This window comes from Pseudomonas piscis, from assembly GCF_009380155.1.
Classification (GTDB): Bacteria; Pseudomonadota; Gammaproteobacteria; order Pseudomonadales; family Pseudomonadaceae; genus Aquipseudomonas; species Aquipseudomonas piscis.
Genome location: NZ_WHUV01000003.1, coordinates 971,296 through 991,858, shown reverse-complemented (window position 1 = coordinate 991,858; position 20,563 = coordinate 971,296). Strand labels below are relative to the sequence as shown.

The window sequence follows — 20,563 nt, the reverse complement described above, 5'->3', positions numbered from 1 at the left end:
ACATGAAGATTCTCTGGACCCTGCCCTACCTGCCCTGGCCAGCCACCAGCGGCGGCAAGACCCGGCAATACCATCTGCTGCGGGCCCTGGCCGCCCGTGGGCACCGCATTACCCTACTGGTGCAATCCAAGACGCCTTTGGACGAAGCCTCGCGCGCCGCCCTGGAACCCTGGCTGGACCGCCTGATCGTGCTGCCGCGCCGGCCCCTGCGCAGCCTCAAGACCCTGCTGGCGGTGCTGTTCGCGCCGTACCCGATGCTGGCCACGATCAATGGCCTGGCCGAGCCGCTGCAACAGCGTTTCCGGCAATTGCTGGAGGAGCCCTGGGACGTGGTGCAGATCGAACACAGCTACAGCTTCCAACCCTTCGAGCAACCACTGCGCGAGCACGAACAAGACTTCATCCTCACCGAGCACAATGTCGAGTCGGCCCTCGGAGCCGCCAGCTACGACCGCCTGCCAGCCTGGTCCAAGCCCTTCACCCTGTATGACCAGTGGCGCTACCGGCGCTGGGAAACCCGGGTATTCCAGCAGGCGGCCCGGGTCGTGGCCGTGACCGAACAGGATGCCGTGACCCTGGCCCGCCTCAGCGGCAAGCCGGCGCCGGTGGTGGTCAACGGCGTCGACTGCGGGCATTACGTCTCGGTGCAGCCGGACTTTTCCAGCCAGCGGCTGTTGTTCATCGGCAACTACGAATACAGCCCCAACCTGGATGCCGTGGAATGGGCCCTGGACAATATCCTGCCGCAGCTGTGGGCCCTCAACCCGGACGTACGTTTCGCCATCTGCGGTTATGCGCTGCCGGACAGCTTCCGCCAACGCTGGACCGACCCGCGCATCGAATGGCAAGGCTTCGTTCCCGACTTGCGCGACCTGCAACGACGCTCGACGCTGTTCTTCGCCCCGCTACGCCAGGGCGGAGGTTCCAAGCTCAAGGTCCTCGAAGCCATGGCCGCCGGCTTGCCGGTGGTCACCACGGCCCAGGGCTGCTCGGGCCTGCAGGTGGAAAACGGCGAGCACTACCTGGGCGGCGAAGACTCCGCGACCCTGGTGCAAATCCTCGCCCAGGCGCTGGCCGACCCCGAGCGCCTGCGTCGCGTCGGCGCGGCCGGAAGAGCCTACGTCCTGGCCAAGCATGACTGGAGCGCCGCTGCCGCCCAGCTCGAAGCGGTCTATCACCAACTCCCCTCTGTCAAGGAAGAAGTATCCGTATGCGCATAGGCCTGGATTACCGCCCCGCCGCGGGTTACAGCAATACCGGGATTGGCCGGCAGAATCTGGCGCTGGAAGAAGCCCTGCGCGCCAACCCGCAGGTCAGCCTGCAGTTGTTCGGCGTGGCCCCGGAAGATCATCCACTACGTCGCCGGGTGCACTGCCCGCGCTGGGGAGCGGCGCTGCAAGGCATCCACCGGTTGCCCGGACGGCTGCGCTTCGAAGGCGGCTTTCTACCAGGTGCCCTGCGCGAGGCGGGGGTCGAGGTCTACATCTGCAACTTCAACATGGGCCTGCCGCTGGGCAAGAAACCCCAGGACTTGCGCTATGTGCTGCAACTGCACGACCTGTTCCAGTTGACCCTGAGCAACAGCCATGGCTCGCGCCTCAAGGAACGCTTCTACCGCCAGAGCGACAAGCTCTCCATCGGTTATTCGGTGAAGCAGGCGGACCGCATCTGGACGCCCTCGCAGTACACCGCCAATGAGTTGGTCAAGCTGTTCCCCGCCGCCCGGGACAAGGTCCGGGTCCTGCCCAACCTGGTGGCCGGCTTCAGCGGCGAGCCGGCCGACATCAGTGAACTGCAACTTCCCGAGCGCTACTGGCTGGTAGTGGGCACTCGCGAACCACGCAAGAACATTCCCTGGTTCGTCGCCGCCTGGCAGGCCGCACGCCAGCAATCGGCCGACGTCCCGGAACTGCTGCTGATCGGCGCCCCCGAGCATCTGCCCAGCGAACTACGGGCCCTGCACGGCCTGCATTTCCTCAGCGACATCAGCGACAGCCAACTGCACGCTGTCTACCGCCAGGCCCTGCGCCTGTGGCAACCCTCCTATGCCGAGGGGTTCGGCTTGCCGGTGATCGAGGCGCTGAGCGTCGGCACCCCGGTGGCAGTGGCCTCGGGCTCGGCCCTGGATGAAATCACCCCGGCCGGCAGCCCGCGTTTCTCGCCCACCGACAGTGCCGCGCTGGGCCAGTTGATGGTGCAGTTGACCGACTCTCCCAAGGAAGATCCGGCGGCGCTCCAGGCCTGGGCCACCGGTTACGCCGAAGGCGCTTATCGCCAGCGCCTGGATGAACTGCTCGAGGAGCTCAAGTAATGCCCATCGCCCTGCCGCTGGCGCTGATCTTCAGCCTGGTTTTCGGCGTGCTGATCTGGCTGCTGCCGCCCTTGAAGGTACTGGTGCTGATGGTCGCCATCGCCGCGGCCGTGACCGTGGTCCGCCAACCTTTGCGCGGGCTGCTGCTGTTCGCCGTGCTGGCCACCTTCCTGCCCTATTCGACGGTACAGATCGGCCTGCGTACCACGGTCTCCGAGGCGCTGCTGCTGTTGGTCTGGGTCAGCGTCCTGACCCAGAACCTGTTCTCCAACCTGCCGCGCCCGCCCCGGCTGCTGCGTACCGAGAAGCTGTTGTTGGCGCTGATGGCCTTCAGCGCCCTGCCCTTCATCATCGGCCAGTTGACGGTCGACGCCGTGGGCAACGGGCCGGTGAACTGGGTGCGTTGGCTGCTCAACCTGTCGGCACTGTTCCTGGTGCCGCGCCTCTTGCAGGAGCAACGGGCCCGGGAGCAACTGGTCTGCGGGCTGTTGCTGGGGACTTTGATGCTCCTGCTGCTGTCGATCAGCGTATTCCTCAAGAGCGGCACCGCCACCGCCATGACCCCGATCCTGGAAAGACTCGGCTACGGCGGCATCGCCGTGCTGGGCGACAGCCTCAGCGCCCTGGCCAACCGCATGGGCTCGCCCTGGATGCACCCCAACGTCACTGGCGGCGCCATGGCGTTGATCCTGCCGCTGGCCTTCTGCTTCGGCCTGACCCGAAGCGGCTGGGAACGCCGCCTGGGACTGGGCGTGGCCTTGCTGGGCGCGGTCGGCCTGTTGCTCTCAGGCTCGCGTGGCGCCCTGTTGAGCCTGTTGGTGGTACTGATCTGGATGGCCCGCCAGCGGGTGCCCTACACCGGACGCATGCTCATGGGCGGCTTCGTCCTGGGCGCCCTGCTCATGATGTCCTACCCGCCCCTGCAGGATCGCCTGCTGACCCTGTTCACCTCCAACGATGCCAGTACCAGCGTGCGGGTCGACGAGTACACGCACTTCCCCGAGGCCATGGCGATGTTCCCCTTCGGCATCGGCTTCAAGGTCGATCCGCCGGTGCCTGGCACTGGCCTGTGGGGGATTTCCAACCTGTGGTTGAACTACATCTACAAGATCGGCGTGCCGGGCATGCTGCTGTTTGTCGCGGTGATCTGGAGCTGGTGGCGGGAAACCCGGGCCCCTGGCCTGCAAACCCGCCTGACCCGGGACAACGCGCTGTGGCTGGGCAGCGGCGCGGGGCTGAGCGCGGCGCTGATCAGCGGCCTGTTCGACCACTATTTCAGCTTCACCCAGGTCTTGGCCGCCCTGTTCTGGCTGCTGCTGGGCCTCAACCTGCATGAAGCCAGGCGCCTGCGGCTCAAGGCCCAGGCCGCGGCGCCAGGCAATGCTCCAGAATCTTCTAGCTCAGGAAACCATTCATGAAACATCGCCTCTTTCACTCGCAGAACCTGAAACAGGCACTGCCCGAATATGCGCAAAAAATGGGCGTAAGCCTCGAGGAACTGGAAGCGGCCTATCAGTGGATGCTGGAAAACGACGTGATTTTCGAGCAGCCCCTCAAGGGCAACATCCTTACCTACATCAGCTACCTGAACATCGAATCGAAGATCGAACCGGCCCTGCCCCGGCGCTTCTATGCCCTGCTGGGTCGCGAAGTAAAAGGCGCGCTGATCCCCATGTACGGCATCAACTGGCCGACCCTGCGCGATCGCATGCTGCGCACCTGGGAGCAGATGTACAACATCCTGATCTGCAAGATCCCCAGCCATACCCTGCGCCTGCTCTGGTTGCGCATGGGCGGGGCGAAGATCGGCAAGGGCTCCACGGTCTGGCGCAACACCGAGGTACTGGGTATCGACAGCCTGCGCATCGGCCAGGACAGCACCGTGGCCTGGCATTGCCAACTCGATGCCCGGGGTGGCTTGATCATCGGCGATCACGTGACCATCGCTTCCCACGTACTGATCATCGCCGGCGGCCACGACCTCAAGGAGCCGGAGTTCTGGGCGGTCGGCGGGCCGATCTATATCCATGACTACGCCTGGATCGCCAGTCGCGCACTGCTTTCCTATGGCGCCGATATCGGTGAGGGCGCGGTGGTCGGAGGCCAATCGGTGGTGTCCAAGCCGGTGCCGCCCTATGCCATCGTCAGCGGCCCGGATGCCGCGATCAAGGGCGAACGCTGTCGTAACCTCAACTACAAAGTGGGCGGCAAAGGCCTGTTCACTTTGTTCCACTGAAACGCCCGGCATGTTCGGCGCAACGCTGTGGCTGACCCTGGCCACCCTGACCGGCCTGGCCGCCGGCTTCGCCCGGGAGTGGCTGTTGGTGGCCGCCTGGGGTGCGGGCGGCCAGAGCGATGGTTTCCTGGTGGCGATGTTCCTGCCCGAGGCCCTGCGCATGGCCCTGGCCGCCGGCCTGCTCAGCGCCGCGGCCCTGCCGCTGTACCAGCAACGCTCGGCCACGCAGCAGCAGGCCTGGCTCGCCGCCCTGGCCCCGCGCCTGTTGCTCTGCGGCTTGTTGCTGGGCGGCATACTGAGCCTCGGCGCGCCCCTGTGGGTACGCCTGGTGGGCCCAGGCCTTTCCAATGACGGCTACGCCCTGGCCAGCGGTGGCCTGCACTGGCTCGCCTGGTGCGCACCTGGATTCATCCTCCACAGCCTGTTCTGCGTGCCCTTGCAGGCTCGTTCGCGTTTTGTCCTGGCAGGGCTGGGCTCGTTGTTGTTCAACCTGCCGCCAGTGCTCTACCTGGCCAGCTTGCACCATGCCGCCAGCCCCACCGGCCTGGCGGCCGCTTGTGTCCTGGGCAGCGTGCTGATGCCCAGCGTGCTGCTGCCCAGCCTGCTGCGCGAGGGCTGGCGCCCCTGGCGCATCCAGGGCGCGCCCGGGGCCGGCCGCGAGTTGCTGCAGCGCATCGGGCCGTTGCTGAGCAGCAACCTGGCCAGCCAGGGCCTGGCGTTGCTGGAACGCATGGCCGCCTCGTTGCTGGGCGAGGGTGCGGTCACCTGGATCAACCTGGCGCGCAAGCTGATCAACCTGCCGCTGATCGCCCTGATGAGCCTCAACCAGGTGCTGCTGGGCCTGATGAGCGGCAGCTCCGGCGAACAACGGCTGGATCTGCTGCGCAAGGGCCTGAGCAGCGCCAGCCTGCTGACCATCCCGGCGGTGGTGGGGCTGATCGGCGCCGCGGCGGCCCTGGTGCATCTGCTGTTGCCTTCCCAGGCAGCGAACAGCCCCTTGCCGAACCTGCTGGCCTGGTTCTCGGTGCCACTGCTGTTCGGTGCCTGGAACGCCCTGCTGGCGCGTTATGCCTACGCTGCGGGAGATACCCGCATGCCGCTCAACTGCGAACTGGCCGGCAGCCTGCTCAATGCCTTGCTGCTAGCTGCGCTTCCCTATTTCCTGGGGCTGGTGGGCATCGCCCTGGCGGCCATCTGTGGGGTGGTGCTCACCGCCCTGCTGCTGATGCGCCGCCAGCAGTTGCTGGGCCTGCTGCCCTGGCGCAGCCACTGGTCGATCGGCATCGGCGGCATGCTGCTGGCGGCGCTGTTCCTGCATCCGCTGACCTCGATCATCTGGCAACTGGCCCTGAGCAGTGCCTGCGGGTTGCTATTGTTGCTGGGACTCGCCGCCTGGCTGCGCCCCTGGCGCCAGAACCTGACCTGAACCGGAGGCATCTATGTCGGCACTGCGCGTGGCCTGTGTAATCCCCACCTACAACGGTTGCCGGGACCTGGCCCGGTTGCTGGATTCCCTGGCCATCCAGAGCGCCGTCTTCGATACCCTGATCGTCGATTCCAGCTCCAGCGACGGCACTTATGAACTGGCCGTGTCGCGTTGCCCCAACGTGCTGCGCATCGACAGCCGCGACTTCAATCACGGTGGTACCCGGCAACTGATGGTGGAGCGCAATGCCGACTACGACGTCTATGTGTTCATGACCCAGGACGCCTACCTCGCCGATGCCGAGGGCATCGCCAGGATCGTCGCGCCCTTCGCCGATGGACAAGTGGGAGCCGTGTGCGGGCGCCAACTGCCGCACCTGGATGCCAGCCCCCTGGCCACCCATGCGCGGCTGTTCAACTACCCTCCCACGTCCCAGGTGAAGAGCCTGGCCGATGTGCCGGCGCTGGGCATCAAGACCGCCTTCATGTCCAACTCGTTCTCGGCCTATCGTCGCGAGGCGCTGATGCAAGTGGGCGGTTTTCCCAACCACGTGATCCTGTCCGAGGACATGTACGTCGGCGCCAAGATGCTCCTGGCCGGCTGGAAGGTCGTCTATGAAGGCACAGCCTGTTGCCACCACTCCCACAACTACAGCCTCAGGGAAGAGTTTCGCCGCTATTTCGACATCGGGGTGTTCCACGCCCGGGAGCCCTGGATCCGCCAGGCCTTCGGCGGCGCCGGCGGCGAAGGATTGCGCTACGTCAAATCCGAACTGGCGTTCCTCGGTCTCGGACGGCTGCTGCAATGGCCAGGCTCATTGCTGCGCAATGCACTGAAGCTGTTCGCCTACAAGCTCAGCCAGCAGGAACGCTACCTGCCCCTGGGCCTGAAGAAGCGCCTGGGCATGTACCGCCGTTACTGGGACGGCCCCAACGCTCGCCCTCAGCCAGGGCCGCGGCAGTAACTTTTCTGACTTTAGAAAGAGAATCCCCCGAATTGACCCTCCAGCACCGATCAGTGACTGTGGTCGTCAGGCACTGACGCCTCAAACAGGGAAGTACAAGGTCATGAATGACAAGGGGTTGTATCCACGAGCGCATTCGACGCTCAACCGCATCAAAGACAACGCCTGGCTATCCAGCCCTTCAAGCCAGGAGTTCCGCGAGCCGCGCCCGCCTCAGTCCCGCCTATCGTCATTGCTCAAGCGCCTGGGTCGACTGGCATTCGCCGCAGCCCTGCTGGCGGGTCTGGTGACCTGGGGTCTTCACAGCCGTTTCGGCCTGTTGCTGCTGTTACTGCTGCGTTGAACGCATCGGAGCCGGCCCAATACCGGGCCGGCTCCGGAGGTTCAATCCAGCAGCTCGCTCAGGGGAATGAAAGCGACCTGGTCACCTTCGACCAGGGTCCGCCCTTCGAGCACCTCCACCAGACCTTCGGCCCACGCTGCGCTACGCAGGACCCCTGAACTCTGGTTGCGATAGATGATCGCTCGGCCATTCTCGAGCCGCCCCCGCAAGTACTCACGCCGATTGCCCGGCTGAGGCCAGGCAAAGCCGGCCGCCACCTGGAAACGCAGCGGTTGGATGTTTTGCACGCCCTGGCGCCGCAGCAGGTAGGGACGAGCCAACAGGGCGAAGGTCACCAGGGTCGATGCCGGGTTGCCAGGCAAGCCAATCACCGGCACACCCCGAAAATGCCCGAAGGTCAGTGGCTTGCCCGGCTTGATCGCCAGCTTCCACAACGCCAGCTCGCCCGCCTCGCGCAGGGCCAGGCCGAGGAAGTCCGCCTCCCCTACCGAGACACCTCCGGTGGACAAGATCAGGTCGACGCCCTTGAGCTCTGCCAAGCGTTCGCGGGTTGCGGCCAGGTCGTCAGGCAGGATCCCGGCGTCCAGCACTTCGCAGCCCAGGCGCTGCAGCCAGCTGCACAACAGGACCCGGTTACTGTTGTAGATCTGCCCGGGCCCCAGGGGTTGGCCCGGCTCCAGCAGTTCGTCGCCGGTGGACAGCACCGCCACCCGCACACGGCGAATCACGTCCAGCTCGGCACATCCCAAGGAAGCGGCCAGCCCTTGTTCGATAGGCCCCAGGCGAGTACCCGCAGCGAGGATCTGCTCACCAATGGTGGTTTCCTGGCCCTGTGGACGGATGTTCTGCCCGACTTTCAGCGGCTCGGTGAAACGCACCCGTTGATCGTCCTGGACCTCGGTGTTTTCCTGCATCTGGACACAATCCGCGCCGGCCGGCACCGGGGCCCCGGTGAAGATCCGCGCGCATGTTCCCGGTTGCAGCGGCTCCGGGACCTGGCCGGCGAAGATCTTCTGGCTGACCGGCAGGGGCTCGCCCTTCCTATCCTCCAGGCGCAGGGCATAACCATCCATGGCGCTGTTGGGCCAGGGCGGCAGGTCCAGGCTGGATACCAGGGGCTCGGCCAGCACCCGCCCCTGGGTCGCCGCCAGTGGCAAACGCTCGCGCTCGCGGATCGGCGTCGCCTCGGCCATCGCCAGCAGGCGCTCCAGCGCCTCCTCCACAGGCATCAGGGCACCGAGCTTGCCCGGCTTAGCCACGGGATTCACAGGGTGCCGCCTGTTTCAGGTGAGGAACGAAATTGCAGGGACGGTGCCGCGAGTCCAGCTGTTCGGCAAGGATGCCATCCCAACCGGTGCGCACTGCGTTGGTGGAACCAGGCAGGCAGCAGACCAGCGTGCCATTGGCCAGGCCGGCCAGCGCTCGCGACTGCACGGTGGAGGTGCCGATGTCCGCCACGGAGATCTGCCGGAACAGCTCGCCAAAACCATCGACCTGCTTGTCCAGCAGGCACGCCACCGCTTCTGGAGTGCTATCGCGCCCCGTGAAACCGGTACCGCCGGTGATCAGCACTACCTGTACGTGGTCATCGGCGATCCAGGTGGCGACCTGAGCGCGGATCTTGTACAGGTCGTCCTTGAGCAGGACCCGCGCCGCCAGGTGGTGACCGGCAGTACCCAGGCGCTCGACGAAGAGCTGGCCGGAGGTATCGGTGTCCAGGGTGCGGGTATCGCTGACGGTCAAGACCGCGATATTCAGCGGGGCAAAAGGTACATCAGCCTTGGCTTTCATAGGCTCGATCCAGTGATGGGGAAACAGGCCGGTGTTATATCACAGGCCTCCGCTCCGCCGCCGTGCATCCGGCAATGCCTCGAGGGTCGGTTCATTCGGGAACAATCAGGCACAATGAGCGGCGCACATCAGCGAACGCCTGCGATCGTCCCGCCAACGTGGCAGAATGTCCCTGGCCAAGGAACTTGCAGACGTTGTATACGTCTGAAGACCAGCACTCATAAGTACTCATTTCGGAGACATACAATGACTCAACGGACCCTCGCCACTTTCATGCTCGCATTGGGCCTGGCCACTCTCGCCGGTTGCGCATCGCCGACAGTGATCACCCTGAATGATGGTCGCGAAATCCAGGCCGTGGATACCCCTAAGTTCGACAGTGATTCCGGCTTCTACGAGTTCGAACAACTGGACGGCAAGCGCACTCGCATCAACAAGGATCAGGTACGTACCGTCAAGGAGCTGTAAGCCTGGCGACTGCCGACCTGAAAACGCTAAAACCCGCCTGGTGCGGGTTTTAGCGTTTCTACGTCTCGAGATTTACCAGTCGAGGCGGATACCACTCTCGAACTCACGCTCCTGGCCAGTCAGCGGATCGATGAAACGCAAGCCCTGGGCCAGCAGCTTCAACGGCTTGGCAGGGTCATCCTCAGCGTCCTTGAGCACCTGGGGATAGAAAGGATCATTGCAGATCGCCGCGCCCAGCGCGCTCATGTGCACACGCAACTGGTGCTTCTTGCCCGTCACCGGATACAGCCCGTAACGCCAAAGGTCACCATGCTTTTCCCGGACTTCCACCAGGGTCTCGGTGTTGCTCACACCTGGGACCTCCTGCATGCGGAAGAAGGGTTCGCCGTCCACCAGCCGGCTCTTGTGCAAAAGCGGGAAGACCAGCTCGGGCAAGGCCCCGGCAATGGCTTCATAGCGCTTCTCGATCTGCCGGGTGGGAAACAGCGCCTGATAAGCCGAGCGACTACCCGGGTTGGCGGAAAACAGCACCAGCCCAGCGGTGTGCCGGTCAATACGATGCAGGGGCACCAGGTGCGGATTGTCAAAGCGACGGATCAACCGCCGCAGCAAGGTCTGCTCGACATACTCGCCCGCCGGGGTCACCGGCAGGAAATGCGGCTTGTCCGCCACCACCAGGTGCTCGTCGGCATACAGCACCGTCTCCTGCACCGGAATCACCTTTTCGTTCGGTACCTCGCGAAAATAGTGAATCAGCAAACCTTCACGATAGGCCAGCTCCACAGCGATGGGCTGGCCTTGTCCGTCCAGCACCCGCCCCCGGGCAAACCGGTCCAGCCATTGCTCGCGACTGATGGCCTTGAAGTGATCGCACAGGCAATCCAGCACGGTCGCCCAGGGGCCTGGAGGCAGGTACAAAGTGCTGGCCTGATGCTGTGCCGCAGAAAAACTCACGCAAGACATACAAAAACTCGAGGGATCGATCCAAGCCGGCATTATCCAACAGCGATCCCCGGCAGCCTAGGAAGAGTTTGCCCACCTTCAGGCACAGGACTGCCTGGCCTGGGCCGCCGCCTCGGTGAACTCCTTGAGCCAGCGCAAGACGTCTACCGCTTCCCAGCGAGCCGGATCGTAAAGGGCATACAACAGCCCCTGGTACCCTACGACGTCCAACTGGCGGTGATAGCCCGCACGCTGGAACAGGGCCTCTATCTCGGCGAAACAGGTGTTGAAATGCAGCTTGTTGAAAGGCGTCTTGCCCTCGGTGACCAGACCATCCAGGCGCAGCTCATGCACCGCCTCGCGCAGCACGTCGGGAGACATGTTGTTCACGCTGTTTTTCAGTTGTTCGACATTGACCATCATTTATTCCTTTGAAGGTTCGAAGCCTGCACCACATCCATCAGGGCTGCTTGTGCCCAACGTAGCTGACGACCCAAAGCACCACGCCCCAGATCTCGATCGAGCCCAAGTCGTCCAGGGCAATGGAAGGGATCGACGGACGCGCTGCCTTGAGCAGCAGGCCGCCACGGGGATCGGGTGCCAGCAGGCGCAGCGAATACTCGCTGCAGCCGTGGGGGCGTACCACCAGGTATTGATCCACCACCGGGGTGGCGGAACGATCGACGATCAGGCGATCCCCGGGGTACATGCCAAACCCCAGGAGGTTGTCATCGTCCACCAGCAGGCCGTGGATCTGAGGAGCCCCCAGGCCCAGGGTCCGGTCCAGTGAGAAACCACTGCCGATGGGGCCAGGGGCAGGCTCGCTGTCGCCCAACTCCATGAGACGGGTTGGCAACGGTTGCGAACGTTCGATACCGGTCAGGAAAGTGAGAGACATGGCGAGATTCCTCGTTGACTGTATATGCATACAGTAACCGAATCGATGGATCTCGCCAACGAATTCCAGGCAAGGGCGACAGGCGGAAGCTGCGCGACGCCAGTTTTCAGCGCAGGAAGGCCACCACCTGTTCGGCGTCGAACGGCCAGCCCAGCTCGGCGCCATTGTCTGCCCGGCGCAGCACCGGGATACGCAGGCCGTAGGCCTCGAACAGCTCCTGGCTGTCGGCGATGTCCACCAACTCGACCATCAGGCCGTGCTCCACCAGCGGCATCAGCTCGGCCTCGGCCAGTTCGCACAAATGGCAGCCAAGGGTGCCGAACAATTGGCATTCAGGAGGCATGGGGATCGACCATTGAAATGAGGAACGGGCGCTCATTGTAGGGCCTGGATGAAAACAGCGTCGACCCGCCCTAGAGAATGAAGCGCACCCGGCGGCTGGCCAGGATCAGCAGCGGTGCCACGGCAAAGGCTAGCACCAACACCAGCATCGTCATCTGGTTGCCATAGGCCATGCCCGCCGCAAGCGCGCCATAGACGAACCAGGGGTGCACGTAATACACCGCCGAGGACAGCTTGGCCGGGAAGTTGCTGTGGCTGGCCCGAAAGTAAGCCTGGGGCAGCAAGAACAGCGCCGGAGTGATCACCAGCAGCGATGCGAGAAAATCGAAGTTCTGCTCGACGTCCGCCCGCAGCGCGAAATTCACTGCGGCCTCGCCCAGGATCAGCACCAACCCTAGCCCCAGCCAGCCCCACAGCAGCGGCCGGCCGATACGCTGCGCCAGTTCATGGCGGGCACAGAGGAAACCGATGGCCATGAACGGGAAACCCATGAACAGGAAATTGCGCGCCGTGTAGTCGTTCTGGTTGAAGTGCTGGAGAAAGGCGTTGGGCAGCTCGAAATAGACCCGCGCGTATTGCAGGCACAAGCCAGCCAGGAACGCCGCCAGGGCCAGGCCGATCAGTGCCGGCGAACGCCAGCGGCGCAACGCCAAAAGGATCAGCCCGCCGCCCAGCATTCCCAGCAGGTACCAGAGGTGGAAGTAGCCGATCAGCAGCTTCTTCACCACCCCCAGTATCCCGCCGAGGCTGGCGATGGTCGCCGGATCGACGTACTGCGGGCTGTAGACCAGCATCCAGAACAGATAGATCAGCAATCCACGCTTGAACCACTGGGCGAAGGAATGCCCCCCTTCCAGGGTCTGGTACAGGTAGTAGCCATTGATGATGAAGAAGGTCGGCACCGCCACCCGGAACAGGCCGTTGCACAACAGGTAGCCGACCCAGGTGTAATTGCCCCCCAGCAGCTTGCAGTGCAGCATCACCACCATTACCGCGAGCAGGACCTTGAGGGCGTCGAGATTTCCGTTGAGAACTTTCGGCATCGAATGGCTACCCGAGCAGGCAGAAGGATTCCCGGATTACACCGGATCGTAGTGTTTGCGCTTGCCGGCCGAACTGAAGCGACGCTTGCAGTAGGCCGTGGCCCGATCGAGGATCGGCTTCTCGTAGAACTGATAGCCCACCCAGCCATAACAGACCACCGCCGTCATCATCAGCAGCAGGAACAGCAGGTTATCCACAGGGCTGTGGGGCCAGGCTCCGATCACCTGCCAGGCCCTGCCGATCACCCCCAGCACCAACAGGTGCGACAAGTAGATGGTGTAGGACATATCGCCGGTGGCCGTAAGAAAGGCCGGCATCCGGATCAACTGCCGTCGCTCCAACAGCGCCAGGGACAGCACCAGGGCGCCGAACGCCAGGCCCACCGCCAGCATCCTCGGCAAGCCTTCGGTGGTGAAGAGCCGGTAGCTGTAGATCAACGGGAACCCTACCAGCAGCACCGCCACCAGAGCGCCCCAAGCCAGCCAGGTGGGCACCCGGGCGCTGTGCGGCCCATAGAAGAACAGGGCCAGGGCACTGCCGACGATGAATTCCAGGGCATAGGGATGCAGCATGATCTTCAGGGCCGGGGAATAGTCCTGCCACTCCTGCAACAGGTTGAAGGCCACCAGCGCCACTGCCCACAGCAGCAGGATCCACGGCAACCAGCGCTCCTTGAAGAACAGCAGCAGGGTGAACACCAGGTAGAACCACAACTCGAACAGCAGCGACCAGGCCACCATCACCAGCAGCACTCGGTCGTTGGGCAGCAGCAGGAACGACATCCACAGGTTCGAGCCGCCGTGGGAGCTGTTCACCAGCGCCGGCTGCCACAGGTACACCCCCAGGGTGATGAAGAAATACAGCCAGTAGGTGGGATAGATCCGCGACAAGCGGTTGAACAGGAAGCGCTGGGTCTCGACGCTTTTCTGGAAGCGCCCGCGGCTGACGATCACCATCACGAAACCACTGATGACGAAGAACAGGTCGACCCCCAACTGGAAGAAGTCCACGTACACCGGCAACAGGATGTCGCCCCCGGAATACTTGATCTCCACCGACATCATGTGGAACAGCACCACTCCCAGCACCGCGGCCCCACGCAACCCTTGCAGTGAATACAGACGCTCCATAAACCTCTCCGGCTCCCCACTGGCACGGCCCCTGTGGCACAGGCTGCCTGAACATCGCCCTGCGTCGCCCCCCGGCCACTTGCCGCCGGGCGCCACTCGCATCGACCGATTCTGAGCATAGCGAAGGCTCGTGAAGATGGGACACTCTGGCGAAAGAATGACCTGGGTCAGCACGATTTCCTGCCGGCCGGGGGATCCTTCCGACCTTTTTGCCTCTAGGCTTTGCCTGGCCGCCCCTTGTCCGGAGATAACCGTTGTTCGCCAACCTGCTGATCATTCTCGCCTCCTCGCTGGTGGTCATCGCGCTGTTCCGGCGCCTGAGCCTGCCGCCAGTGCTGGGTTACCTGTCGGTCGGACTGATGGTCGGCCCCACCGCCCTGGACTGGGTCAACGACAGCGAGGACCTGCCGGACCTGGCCGAGCTGGGGGTGGTGTTCCTGCTGTTCTCCCTGGGGCTGGAGTTTTCCCTGTCGAAGATGCTCGCCCTGCGTCGCGTGGTCTTCGGCCTCGGCAGCCTGCAAGTGCTGTGCACCGGCCTGGTGCTGGGTGGACTGCTGGCGCTGTTCGGCATGTCCTTGAGCTCGGCGCTGATGCTCGGCACCGGGCTGGCCCTGTCGTCCACCGCCATCGTCAGCAAGGAGCTGACCAGCCTGGGCGAGATATTCAGCAGCCACGGCCAGAATGCCATCGGCGTGCTGCTGTTCCAGGACGTGGTGGCCGTGCTGTTGCTGACCCTGGTCCCGGTGTTCGCCGGCAGCACCGACCAGGCCTGGTACTGGGCCCTGCCCGCGACCCTGGGCAAGACCGTGGTGCTGTTCGTCGGCCTGCTGCTGGCCAGTCGCTGGCTGCTGCCACGCCTGTTCCACGAGGTCGCCGCCTCCCACTCCGCCGAACTTTTCGTGCTGCTGGCCCTGGTGATCGTCCTGCTGACCGCCTGGCTCACTCACCTTTTGGGGCTGTCGCCGGCCCTGGGAGCCTTCCTGGCCGGCATGCTGCTGGGGGAAAGCCACTACCGGCACCAGATCGAAGCCGATATCCGGCCGTTTCGCGACATCCTGCTGGGGTTGTTCTTCGTCAGCATCGGCATGCTCATCGACCTGCAGCTGTTCATCGACCACAGCCTGCTGATCATCGGCCTGACTCTGGCCCTGCTGCTGGTCAAGGGCACGGTGGTCGCGGCCCTGCTCAAGCTGCGCGGCAGCGACGGCGAAACCGCCTGGCGCAGCGGCCTGGCCCTGGCCCAGGGCGGCGAATTCTGCTTCGCCCTGATGGCCCAGATGCAGCTGAGCCAGATGATCCCGTCCACGCTCAGCAGCCTGCTATTGGCCGCCACCTTCTGTTCGATGCTGCTGACGCCATTGCTGCTGCGCGCGGCCCCGGTGCTCACCGCGCGCTTGCACCGCAAGCCCAACCAGGCTGCGCAGCTGGAGGAAATCAGCGCGCAGAACGCGCAGTTGCAGGGCCATGTGCTGATCTGCGGTTATGGTCGGGTCGGCCAGTCCATCGGCCGTTTCCTGCGCCACGAACAACTGCGCTACATCGCCCTGGACGACGATCCCGTGCGGGTCCAGGAGGCCTCGGCGGCGGAAAGCTGCGTGCATTACGGTGACTGTCGGCGCGGCGACCTGCTGGCGGCGGTCGGCCTGGAGCGCGCGCGGCTGCTGGTGATCGCCGTGGACAAGACCGATATCGCCCTGACCGTGCTCAAGGCCGCCCGGCGCCTGGACGGCAACGTGCCGATCCTGGTGCGCACCCGGGACGACAGCCAGCTGGCGGAACTCAAGGCCGCCGGTGCCAACGAAGTGGTGCCCGAGCTGCTGGAGTCGAGCCTGATGCTCGCCTCCCATGCGCTGATCATGCTGGGCCTGCCCGAGCAGCGGGTGCAGCGCACGGTGGATGAAGTGCGCCAAAGCCGCTACCGGCTGCTCCACGGCTTCTACCATGGCGGACAAAGCGATACCCAGGACAACCACGAACCGCCTGCCGTACAGATGCACGCGGTGAACCTGGATGCCGATGCCCATGCCTGCGACCAGCCGCTGCAAGCCCTGGCCCTGGATCGCCTGGGAGTGGACATCCGCGCCGTGCAACGCCAGGGCCACGACCTGCCGCTAGGTCCGGGCCTGCGCCTGCAAGCGGGCGACCGGGTGCTGCTGTCCGGTCCGCAGAACGCCATCGAAGCTTGCGAGGCGCGCCTGCTGGGCGGCTGAACTTGGTGCGCCGTGCCCCCGGTTGGCCCATGGTCAACCGGGGACGATGGCGGCTCACTCCTGGTTGACCGCACCGATCTTGTGCAACGACAGGTCGGCACCGTAGTACTCCTGTTCCTGGCTCAGGCGCAGGCCGCAGGTGGCCTTGATCGCGCCATATACGGCGAAGCCTCCCAGCAGCGCCACCAGCACCCCGAGCCCGGTGCCGAGCAACTGGCTGGCCAGGCTCACGCCGCCCAACCCGCCCAGCGCCGCCTGGCCGAAGATCCCGCAGGCGATTCCGCCCCAGACCCCACACAAGCCATGCAGCGGCCACACTCCCAGCACATCGTCGATCTTCCATTTGCCCTGGGCGGCGATGAAACACCAGACGAACAGCGCCCCGGCTATGACCCCGGTGCACAACGCCCCCACCGGATGCATCAGGTCCGAACCGGCACAGACCGCCACCAGCCCCGCCAGCGGCCCGTTGTGCAGGAAGCCCGGGTCGTTGCGCCCGACGATCAACGCCGCCACTGTGCCGCCGACCATGGCCATCAGCGAGTTCACCGCCACCAGTCCGCTCAGGCCCTGCAGGGTCTGGGCGCTCATCACGTTGAAGCCGAACCAGCCGACGATGAGGATCCACGAGCCCAGCGCCAGGAAGGGAATGCTCGATGGTGCGAAGGCCACCAGCTTGCCGTCGCGATAGCGCCCATTGCGCGGCCCCAGCAACAACACCGCCGCCAGGGCCAGCCACCCCCCCATGGCATGCACCACCACCGAACCGGCAAAATCGTGGAAACCGGCGCCAAAGCGTTGTTGCAGCCAGGCTTGCAGGCCATGGTTGCCGTTCCACACCACCCCTTCGAAGAACGGGTAGACGAACGCCACGATCAACACCGTGGCGCACAACTGCGGGACAAAACGCGCACGCTCGGCGATGCCGCCGGAGATAATCGCCGGGATCGCCGCGGCGAAGGTCAAGAGGAAGAAGAACTTCACCAGGCCGTAGCCATGGTCGGCACTGAGTGCCGCCGCCGGTTGCAGGAAGCTCACGCCGTAGGAGATCCAGTAGCCTATAAAGAAATAGGCCAGGGTCGAGACAGCGAAGTCGCTGAGGATCTTCGACAAGGCGTTGACCTGGTTCTTCTGCCTGACCGTCCCCACTTCGAGGAAGGCGAAACCGGCGTGCATGGCCAGGACCATGACCGCCCCGATCAGGATGAACAGCGTGTTGGAACCGTGGACCAGGGTGTCCACAGCGCTTTGCAGGTTTTCCATGGAGTGGGCAGATCCGCTAATGGCGGTCGGCTTGCCCTGCGGTCGACGCACCCTGCACCAAATTGGCTCCCGGGGGCGCCGGCAAGCGCCTCCGATGAACCGTTTTGGCGCGCCGCACGCCGCACGCGAAACCGCAGGCAAGACAATGACCGGGAGTTGTGGTTGATTCGTCCAGGGCTGACGCGGCTTGCACGCCAGCCCCGCGCATTTTCGGCGCAGGCCCCGGGGCCTGCGCACCAGGACAAAGCAAAAGCTGTACCAGGCAATTTCAGTGAACCTTCATCCGGGGCTCACACTCATAGCTCACACAAGCCACCCAAGGAGGCAGCAGCATGGCCAGCAAAACGGCAAAGACAGCTCAAGAAGTATTGATGGCGGATTTTCAGGCACTGGTCAGCGACACCGAGCGTCTGCTGGAGCACACCGCGACCCTGGCCGGCGACCAGGCCGATGAGTTGCGCGAGCAGATCCACGAGAGCCTGCTCAAGGCCCGGGAAACCCTGCAACTGACCGAGGAATCCCTGCGCCAGCGGGGCCAGGCGGCCGTCACCGCCGCGGAAGACTACGTCCAGGCCAACCCTTGGCAATCGGTGGGAATCGCCGCCGGGGTGGGCTTCCTCATTGGCCTCCTGGCGACGCGGCGCTGATATGGCGCTCGACGAATCCAGCGCATCGGGCAGCGGCCCGAGCGCTTCCTCACGGCGCCTGGGGGCGGCAGTCCTGGGCTTGTTGCACAGCCACGTAGAGCTATTTGGCATAGAACTGCAGGAGCAGAAGGCCCGCACCGTGAGCCTGCTGCTGTTCGCCGGGCTGGCCCTGGTATTCGCCCTGCTGTTGCTGGTGGGGCTGTCGGCACTGGTGCTGATCCTGCTCTGGGACACCTATCGCCTGGCCGGCATCGTCGGCCTGTGCGTGTTCTACGCCCTGGCCGCGCTGTTCTGCGGCCTGCGCCTGAAATCGGCGGTGTTCGATGAGTCCTCGCCCTTCCATGCCACCCTCGAAGAGCTGGCCAATGACCGGGAGCGCCTGCTGCCATGAAGTTGCCTGACATTCCGCAGAACGCCTCGCGCCGGGACATGCGCAAGGCCCTGATCCGCTTGCGCATGGAAATGCACCGCCAGGAGATCCGCCAGGAAACCCGGCAACTGCTGCAACCCCTGCAGCGCATGCGCAGCATGGGGCAGAACTGGCAGCAAGGCCTTGGGATCAAGCACGCGCCACTGTGGGGCGTGGCGGTGGTGACCCTGCTGGGCTTTCTTACCGGCAAGGGTGCTCGCAATGGCGGTACCAGCAGCCTGACCCGCCTGGTACGCCTGGGCTCCAGCCTGCTGCCGTTGATCAAGCTGGTGCTGCAGGGCTCCTCGCGCAAATCCTGAAGCACCTGCGTAGTCCCTGCTCCTTGCCCGGCCATCCGCAGCGGCTCCCGGACTCCAGGGGCCGCTTTCGGCCGTCGCCAGATCGCCGATGAATCCCCGAGGACATTTACCGTCGCGCCCCTTGCAGCCATGGCCGGGAACCCGGAAGCTGGGCGCTTCACGTTTTCTTCGGAGAGACCCCGCCTTGGATTGGCAGACCCTGCTCAACCGCGAACGCCTCGGAAAGCCAGTACACAGCCCGGAAGAACTGGGCCGTAGCCCTTTCCACAAAGACCACGACCGCATCATCTTCTCCGGCGCCTTCCGCCGCCTGGGCCGCAAGACCCAGGTACACCCGGTATCCAGCAACGACCATATCCACACCCGCCTGACCCATTCCCTGGAAGTCAGCTGCGTGGGCCGCTCCCTGGGCATGCGGGTGGGCGAGACCCTGCGCGGCGCCCTGCCTGAATGGTGCGAACCCAGCGACCTGGGCATGGTGGTGCAATCGGCCTGCCTGGCCCACGACATCGGCAACCCACCCTTCGGTCACTCCGGCGAGGACGCCATCCGCCATTGGTTCCAGCAAGCGGCCGGACGTGGCTGGCTGGATGCGATGAGCGAGGCCGAACGCCAGGACTTCCTCAATTTCGAGGGCAATGCCCAGGGTTTCCGGGTCCTGACACAGCTGGAATACCACCAGTTCGACGGTGGCACCCGATTGACCTACGCCACCCTCGGCACTTACCTGAAGTACCCCTGGACCGCGCGCCATGCCGACTCCCTGGGCTACAAGAAGCACAAGTTCGGCTGCTACCAGAGCGAACTGCCATTGCTGGAGCAGATCGCCCACAAGCTGGGCCTGCCGCAACTGGAAGAGCAGCGCTGGGCCCGACACCCCCTAGTGTACCTGATGGAGGCCGCGGACGACATCTGCTACGCGCTGATCGACCTCGAGGACGGCCTGGAAATGGACCTGCTGGAGTATGCCGAGGTGGAGTCCCTGCTCCTGGGCCTGGTGGGCGACGACCTGCCGGAAACCTACCGCCAGCTGGGCCCGGGTGACTCGCGCCGACGGCGCCTGGCGATCCTGCGGGGCAAGGCCATCGAACACCTGACCAACGCCGCCGCACGGGCCTTCGTCGAGCAGCAGGACGCCCTGCTGGCCGGCACCCTGCACGGCGATCTGGTGGAGCACATGCATGGCCCCGCCAAGCGCTGCGTGCTCAACGCCAAGGACATGGCCCGCAAGAAGATCTTCCAGGACAAGCGCAAGACCCTGCACGAGATCGGCGCCTACACCACCCTGGAGATCCTGCTCAATTCCTTCTGCGGCGCCGCGCTGGAACAACATGGCGGCAAGACCCCGTCGTTCAAGAACCGGCGCATTCTCGACCTGCTGGGCAACAACGCCCCGGACCCAGGCTGGCCATTGCACAAGGCTTTCCTGCGGGTCATCGACTTCATCGCCGGCATGACCGACAGCTATGCCAGCGAAATGGCCCGGGAAATGACCGGACGCTCCAGCCCGCAATGACCCCTGCGCTGCCGCGGCCTGGTCTTCGAGACAGGCCGCGATAGCCTCGCGACCACCCCGCCAGCAACTAGGGGATTCCCCTAGCCCACTATCCACCAGCACCAGCCGGATACTTGCCAAGCACGCCCATGAACCGGGCAATAGCAGCAAAATTAGATATCTAGGGAAAACCCTTAGTGAAACTAATTTAACCAACCCAGACAAAAACTAGAGCAACTACTCAGGTCAAATCCCCAACTAGCTAGAAGCACTCATTAGTCTGCGAGTGGATATCCGGCCACCCTCACAGAATTAAACATTTGT

22 protein-coding genes are annotated in these 20,563 nt (G+C 64.4%); 13 read left to right on the top strand and 9 right to left on the bottom strand.

Going from position 1 to position 20,563, the window contains the following annotated elements:
* Positions 1-2: 2 nt before the first annotated feature.
* From GDH07_RS21625 to GDH07_RS21595, 7 genes are all read left to right on the top strand, one after another.
* On the top strand, positions 3-1,220 hold the full coding sequence (locus GDH07_RS21625) for a glycosyltransferase family 4 protein (protein ID WP_152898823.1): 1,218 nt from the start codon (positions 3-5) through the stop codon (positions 1,218-1,220).
* Positions 1,211-2,311, top strand: coding sequence for a glycosyltransferase family 4 protein (locus GDH07_RS21620; protein ID WP_152898822.1), 1,101 nt, complete (start codon positions 1,211-1,213; stop codon positions 2,309-2,311). The genes GDH07_RS21625 and GDH07_RS21620 overlap by 10 nt, the downstream gene beginning before the upstream one ends.
* Positions 2,311-3,729 carry an O-antigen ligase family protein gene (locus GDH07_RS21615; RefSeq protein ID WP_152898821.1) on the top strand — a complete coding sequence of 473 codons (1,419 nt, stop codon included), beginning with the start codon at positions 2,311-2,313 and terminating at the stop codon, positions 3,727-3,729. Before GDH07_RS21620 ends, GDH07_RS21615 begins: the two co-directional genes overlap by 1 nt.
* A complete protein-coding gene (locus GDH07_RS21610; protein WP_022640008.1) occupies positions 3,726-4,547 on the top strand; it encodes an acyltransferase in 822 nt (273 codons plus the stop codon). The genes GDH07_RS21615 and GDH07_RS21610 overlap by 4 nt, the downstream gene beginning before the upstream one ends.
* Positions 4,548-4,557: 10 nt before the next feature.
* Positions 4,558-5,973, top strand: a complete 1,416-nt coding sequence (locus GDH07_RS21605; protein ID WP_152898820.1) for a lipid II flippase MurJ — start codon at positions 4,558-4,560, stop codon at positions 5,971-5,973.
* Positions 5,974-5,986: 13 nt separating this feature from the next.
* On the top strand, positions 5,987-6,937 hold the full coding sequence (locus GDH07_RS21600) for a glycosyltransferase family 2 protein (protein ID WP_053133078.1): 951 nt from the start codon (positions 5,987-5,989) through the stop codon (positions 6,935-6,937).
* A gap of 103 nt (positions 6,938-7,040) precedes the next feature.
* Complete coding sequence (locus GDH07_RS21595; protein ID WP_152898819.1) at positions 7,041-7,280, top strand: hypothetical protein; 240 nt, start codon at positions 7,041-7,043, stop codon at positions 7,278-7,280.
* Between the two features lie 41 nt (positions 7,281-7,321).
* Here GDH07_RS21595 and GDH07_RS21590 read toward each other — a convergent pair whose 3' ends face one another.
* Both GDH07_RS21590 and moaB read right to left on the bottom strand, forming a co-directional pair.
* Complete coding sequence (locus tag GDH07_RS21590; protein WP_152898909.1) at positions 7,322-8,509, bottom strand: molybdopterin molybdotransferase MoeA; 1,188 nt, start codon at positions 8,507-8,509, stop codon at positions 7,322-7,324.
* A gap of 22 nt (positions 8,510-8,531) precedes the next feature.
* Positions 8,532-9,071 carry a molybdenum cofactor biosynthesis protein B gene (gene moaB, locus GDH07_RS21585; RefSeq protein ID WP_152898818.1) on the bottom strand — a complete coding sequence of 180 codons (540 nt, stop codon included), beginning with the start codon at positions 9,069-9,071 and terminating at the stop codon, positions 8,532-8,534.
* A gap of 246 nt (positions 9,072-9,317) precedes the next feature.
* On the opposite strand from moaB, the gene GDH07_RS21580 reads away from it, so the two are divergent.
* Entirely contained in the window at positions 9,318-9,539 is a 222-nt protein-coding gene (locus GDH07_RS21580) for a YgdI/YgdR family lipoprotein (RefSeq protein ID WP_022640016.1), read from the top strand.
* Between the two features lie 72 nt (positions 9,540-9,611).
* Here GDH07_RS21580 and GDH07_RS21575 read toward each other — a convergent pair whose 3' ends face one another.
* The 6 genes from GDH07_RS21575 to GDH07_RS21550 form a co-directional block, all read right to left on the bottom strand.
* Positions 9,612-10,502, bottom strand: a complete 891-nt coding sequence (locus GDH07_RS21575) for a pseudouridine synthase (RefSeq protein WP_031320243.1) — start codon at positions 10,500-10,502, stop codon at positions 9,612-9,614.
* Positions 10,503-10,580: 78 nt separating this feature from the next.
* Complete coding sequence (locus tag GDH07_RS21570) at positions 10,581-10,901, bottom strand: hypothetical protein (RefSeq protein WP_022640018.1); 321 nt, start codon at positions 10,899-10,901, stop codon at positions 10,581-10,583.
* Positions 10,902-10,941: 40 nt separating this feature from the next.
* On the bottom strand, positions 10,942-11,379 hold the full coding sequence (locus GDH07_RS21565; protein ID WP_022640019.1) for a S24 family peptidase: 438 nt from the start codon (positions 11,377-11,379) through the stop codon (positions 10,942-10,944).
* 106 nt (positions 11,380-11,485) lie between these two features.
* Positions 11,486-11,722, bottom strand: a complete 237-nt coding sequence (locus GDH07_RS21560; RefSeq protein ID WP_053133091.1) for a glutaredoxin family protein — start codon at positions 11,720-11,722, stop codon at positions 11,486-11,488.
* 70 nt (positions 11,723-11,792) lie between these two features.
* Entirely contained in the window at positions 11,793-12,764 is a 972-nt protein-coding gene (locus GDH07_RS21555) for an acyltransferase family protein (RefSeq protein ID WP_152898817.1), read from the bottom strand.
* A 36-nt stretch (positions 12,765-12,800) separates the two neighbouring features.
* Positions 12,801-13,895, bottom strand: a complete 1,095-nt coding sequence (locus GDH07_RS21550; protein ID WP_152898816.1) for an acyltransferase family protein — start codon at positions 13,893-13,895, stop codon at positions 12,801-12,803.
* A 254-nt stretch (positions 13,896-14,149) separates the two neighbouring features.
* On the opposite strand from GDH07_RS21550, the gene GDH07_RS21545 reads away from it, so the two are divergent.
* Positions 14,150-16,105 carry a monovalent cation:proton antiporter family protein gene (locus tag GDH07_RS21545; protein WP_022640024.1) on the top strand — a complete coding sequence of 652 codons (1,956 nt, stop codon included), beginning with the start codon at positions 14,150-14,152 and terminating at the stop codon, positions 16,103-16,105.
* A gap of 54 nt (positions 16,106-16,159) precedes the next feature.
* Here GDH07_RS21545 and GDH07_RS21540 read toward each other — a convergent pair whose 3' ends face one another.
* Positions 16,160-17,368, bottom strand: coding sequence for an ammonium transporter (locus GDH07_RS21540; RefSeq protein ID WP_053133101.1), 1,209 nt, complete (start codon positions 17,366-17,368; stop codon positions 16,160-16,162).
* 332 nt (positions 17,369-17,700) lie between these two features.
* On the opposite strand from GDH07_RS21540, the gene GDH07_RS21535 reads away from it, so the two are divergent.
* The 4 genes from GDH07_RS21535 to GDH07_RS21520 all read left to right on the top strand — a co-directional run bounded on the left by GDH07_RS21535 (position 17,701) and on the right by GDH07_RS21520 (position 20,260).
* Complete coding sequence (locus GDH07_RS21535) at positions 17,701-18,015, top strand: ElaB/YgaM/YqjD family protein (RefSeq protein ID WP_031320244.1); 315 nt, start codon at positions 17,701-17,703, stop codon at positions 18,013-18,015.
* A 1-nt stretch (position 18,016) separates the two neighbouring features.
* Positions 18,017-18,406, top strand: a complete 390-nt coding sequence (locus GDH07_RS21530) for a phage holin family protein (protein ID WP_022640027.1) — start codon at positions 18,017-18,019, stop codon at positions 18,404-18,406.
* Positions 18,403-18,744, top strand: coding sequence for a hypothetical protein (locus GDH07_RS21525; RefSeq protein ID WP_022640028.1), 342 nt, complete (start codon positions 18,403-18,405; stop codon positions 18,742-18,744). Before GDH07_RS21530 ends, GDH07_RS21525 begins: the two co-directional genes overlap by 4 nt.
* A gap of 184 nt (positions 18,745-18,928) precedes the next feature.
* The gene (locus tag GDH07_RS21520; RefSeq protein ID WP_022640029.1) at positions 18,929-20,260 is read left to right on the top strand and encodes a deoxyguanosinetriphosphate triphosphohydrolase; all 1,332 of its coding nucleotides are present in this window, start codon (positions 18,929-18,931) and stop codon (positions 20,258-20,260) included.
* Positions 20,261-20,563: the final 303 nt, after the last annotated feature.

Coding starts and splice junctions, on each gene's coding strand:
- GDH07_RS21625 (WP_152898823.1), top strand. CDS start 3: ATGAAGATTCTCTGGACCCTGCCCTACCTGCCCTGGCCAGCCACCAGC.
- GDH07_RS21620 (WP_152898822.1), top strand. CDS start 1,211: ATGCGCATAGGCCTGGATTACCGCCCCGCCGCGGGTTACAGCAATACC.
- GDH07_RS21615 (WP_152898821.1), top strand. CDS start 2,311: ATGCCCATCGCCCTGCCGCTGGCGCTGATCTTCAGCCTGGTTTTCGGC.
- GDH07_RS21610 (WP_022640008.1), top strand. CDS start 3,726: ATGAAACATCGCCTCTTTCACTCGCAGAACCTGAAACAGGCACTGCCC.
- GDH07_RS21605 (WP_152898820.1), top strand. CDS start 4,558: ATGTTCGGCGCAACGCTGTGGCTGACCCTGGCCACCCTGACCGGCCTG.
- GDH07_RS21600 (WP_053133078.1), top strand. CDS start 5,987: ATGTCGGCACTGCGCGTGGCCTGTGTAATCCCCACCTACAACGGTTGC.
- GDH07_RS21595 (WP_152898819.1), top strand. CDS start 7,041: ATGAATGACAAGGGGTTGTATCCACGAGCGCATTCGACGCTCAACCGC.
- GDH07_RS21590 (WP_152898909.1), bottom strand. CDS start 8,509: ATGCCTGTGGAGGAGGCGCTGGAGCGCCTGCTGGCGATGGCCGAGGCG.
- moaB (WP_152898818.1), bottom strand. CDS start 9,071: ATGAAAGCCAAGGCTGATGTACCTTTTGCCCCGCTGAATATCGCGGTC.
- GDH07_RS21580 (WP_022640016.1), top strand. CDS start 9,318: ATGACTCAACGGACCCTCGCCACTTTCATGCTCGCATTGGGCCTGGCC.
- GDH07_RS21575 (WP_031320243.1), bottom strand. CDS start 10,502: ATGTCTTGCGTGAGTTTTTCTGCGGCACAGCATCAGGCCAGCACTTTG.
- GDH07_RS21570 (WP_022640018.1), bottom strand. CDS start 10,901: ATGGTCAATGTCGAACAACTGAAAAACAGCGTGAACAACATGTCTCCC.
- GDH07_RS21565 (WP_022640019.1), bottom strand. CDS start 11,379: ATGTCTCTCACTTTCCTGACCGGTATCGAACGTTCGCAACCGTTGCCA.
- GDH07_RS21560 (WP_053133091.1), bottom strand. CDS start 11,722: ATGCCTCCTGAATGCCAATTGTTCGGCACCCTTGGCTGCCATTTGTGC.
- GDH07_RS21555 (WP_152898817.1), bottom strand. CDS start 12,764: ATGCCGAAAGTTCTCAACGGAAATCTCGACGCCCTCAAGGTCCTGCTC.
- GDH07_RS21550 (WP_152898816.1), bottom strand. CDS start 13,895: ATGGAGCGTCTGTATTCACTGCAAGGGTTGCGTGGGGCCGCGGTGCTG.
- GDH07_RS21540 (WP_053133101.1), bottom strand. CDS start 17,368: ATGGAAAACCTGCAAAGCGCTGTGGACACCCTGGTCCACGGTTCCAAC.
- GDH07_RS21535 (WP_031320244.1), top strand. CDS start 17,701: ATGGCCAGCAAAACGGCAAAGACAGCTCAAGAAGTATTGATGGCGGAT.
- GDH07_RS21530 (WP_022640027.1), top strand. CDS start 18,017: ATGGCGCTCGACGAATCCAGCGCATCGGGCAGCGGCCCGAGCGCTTCC.
- GDH07_RS21525 (WP_022640028.1), top strand. CDS start 18,403: ATGAAGTTGCCTGACATTCCGCAGAACGCCTCGCGCCGGGACATGCGC.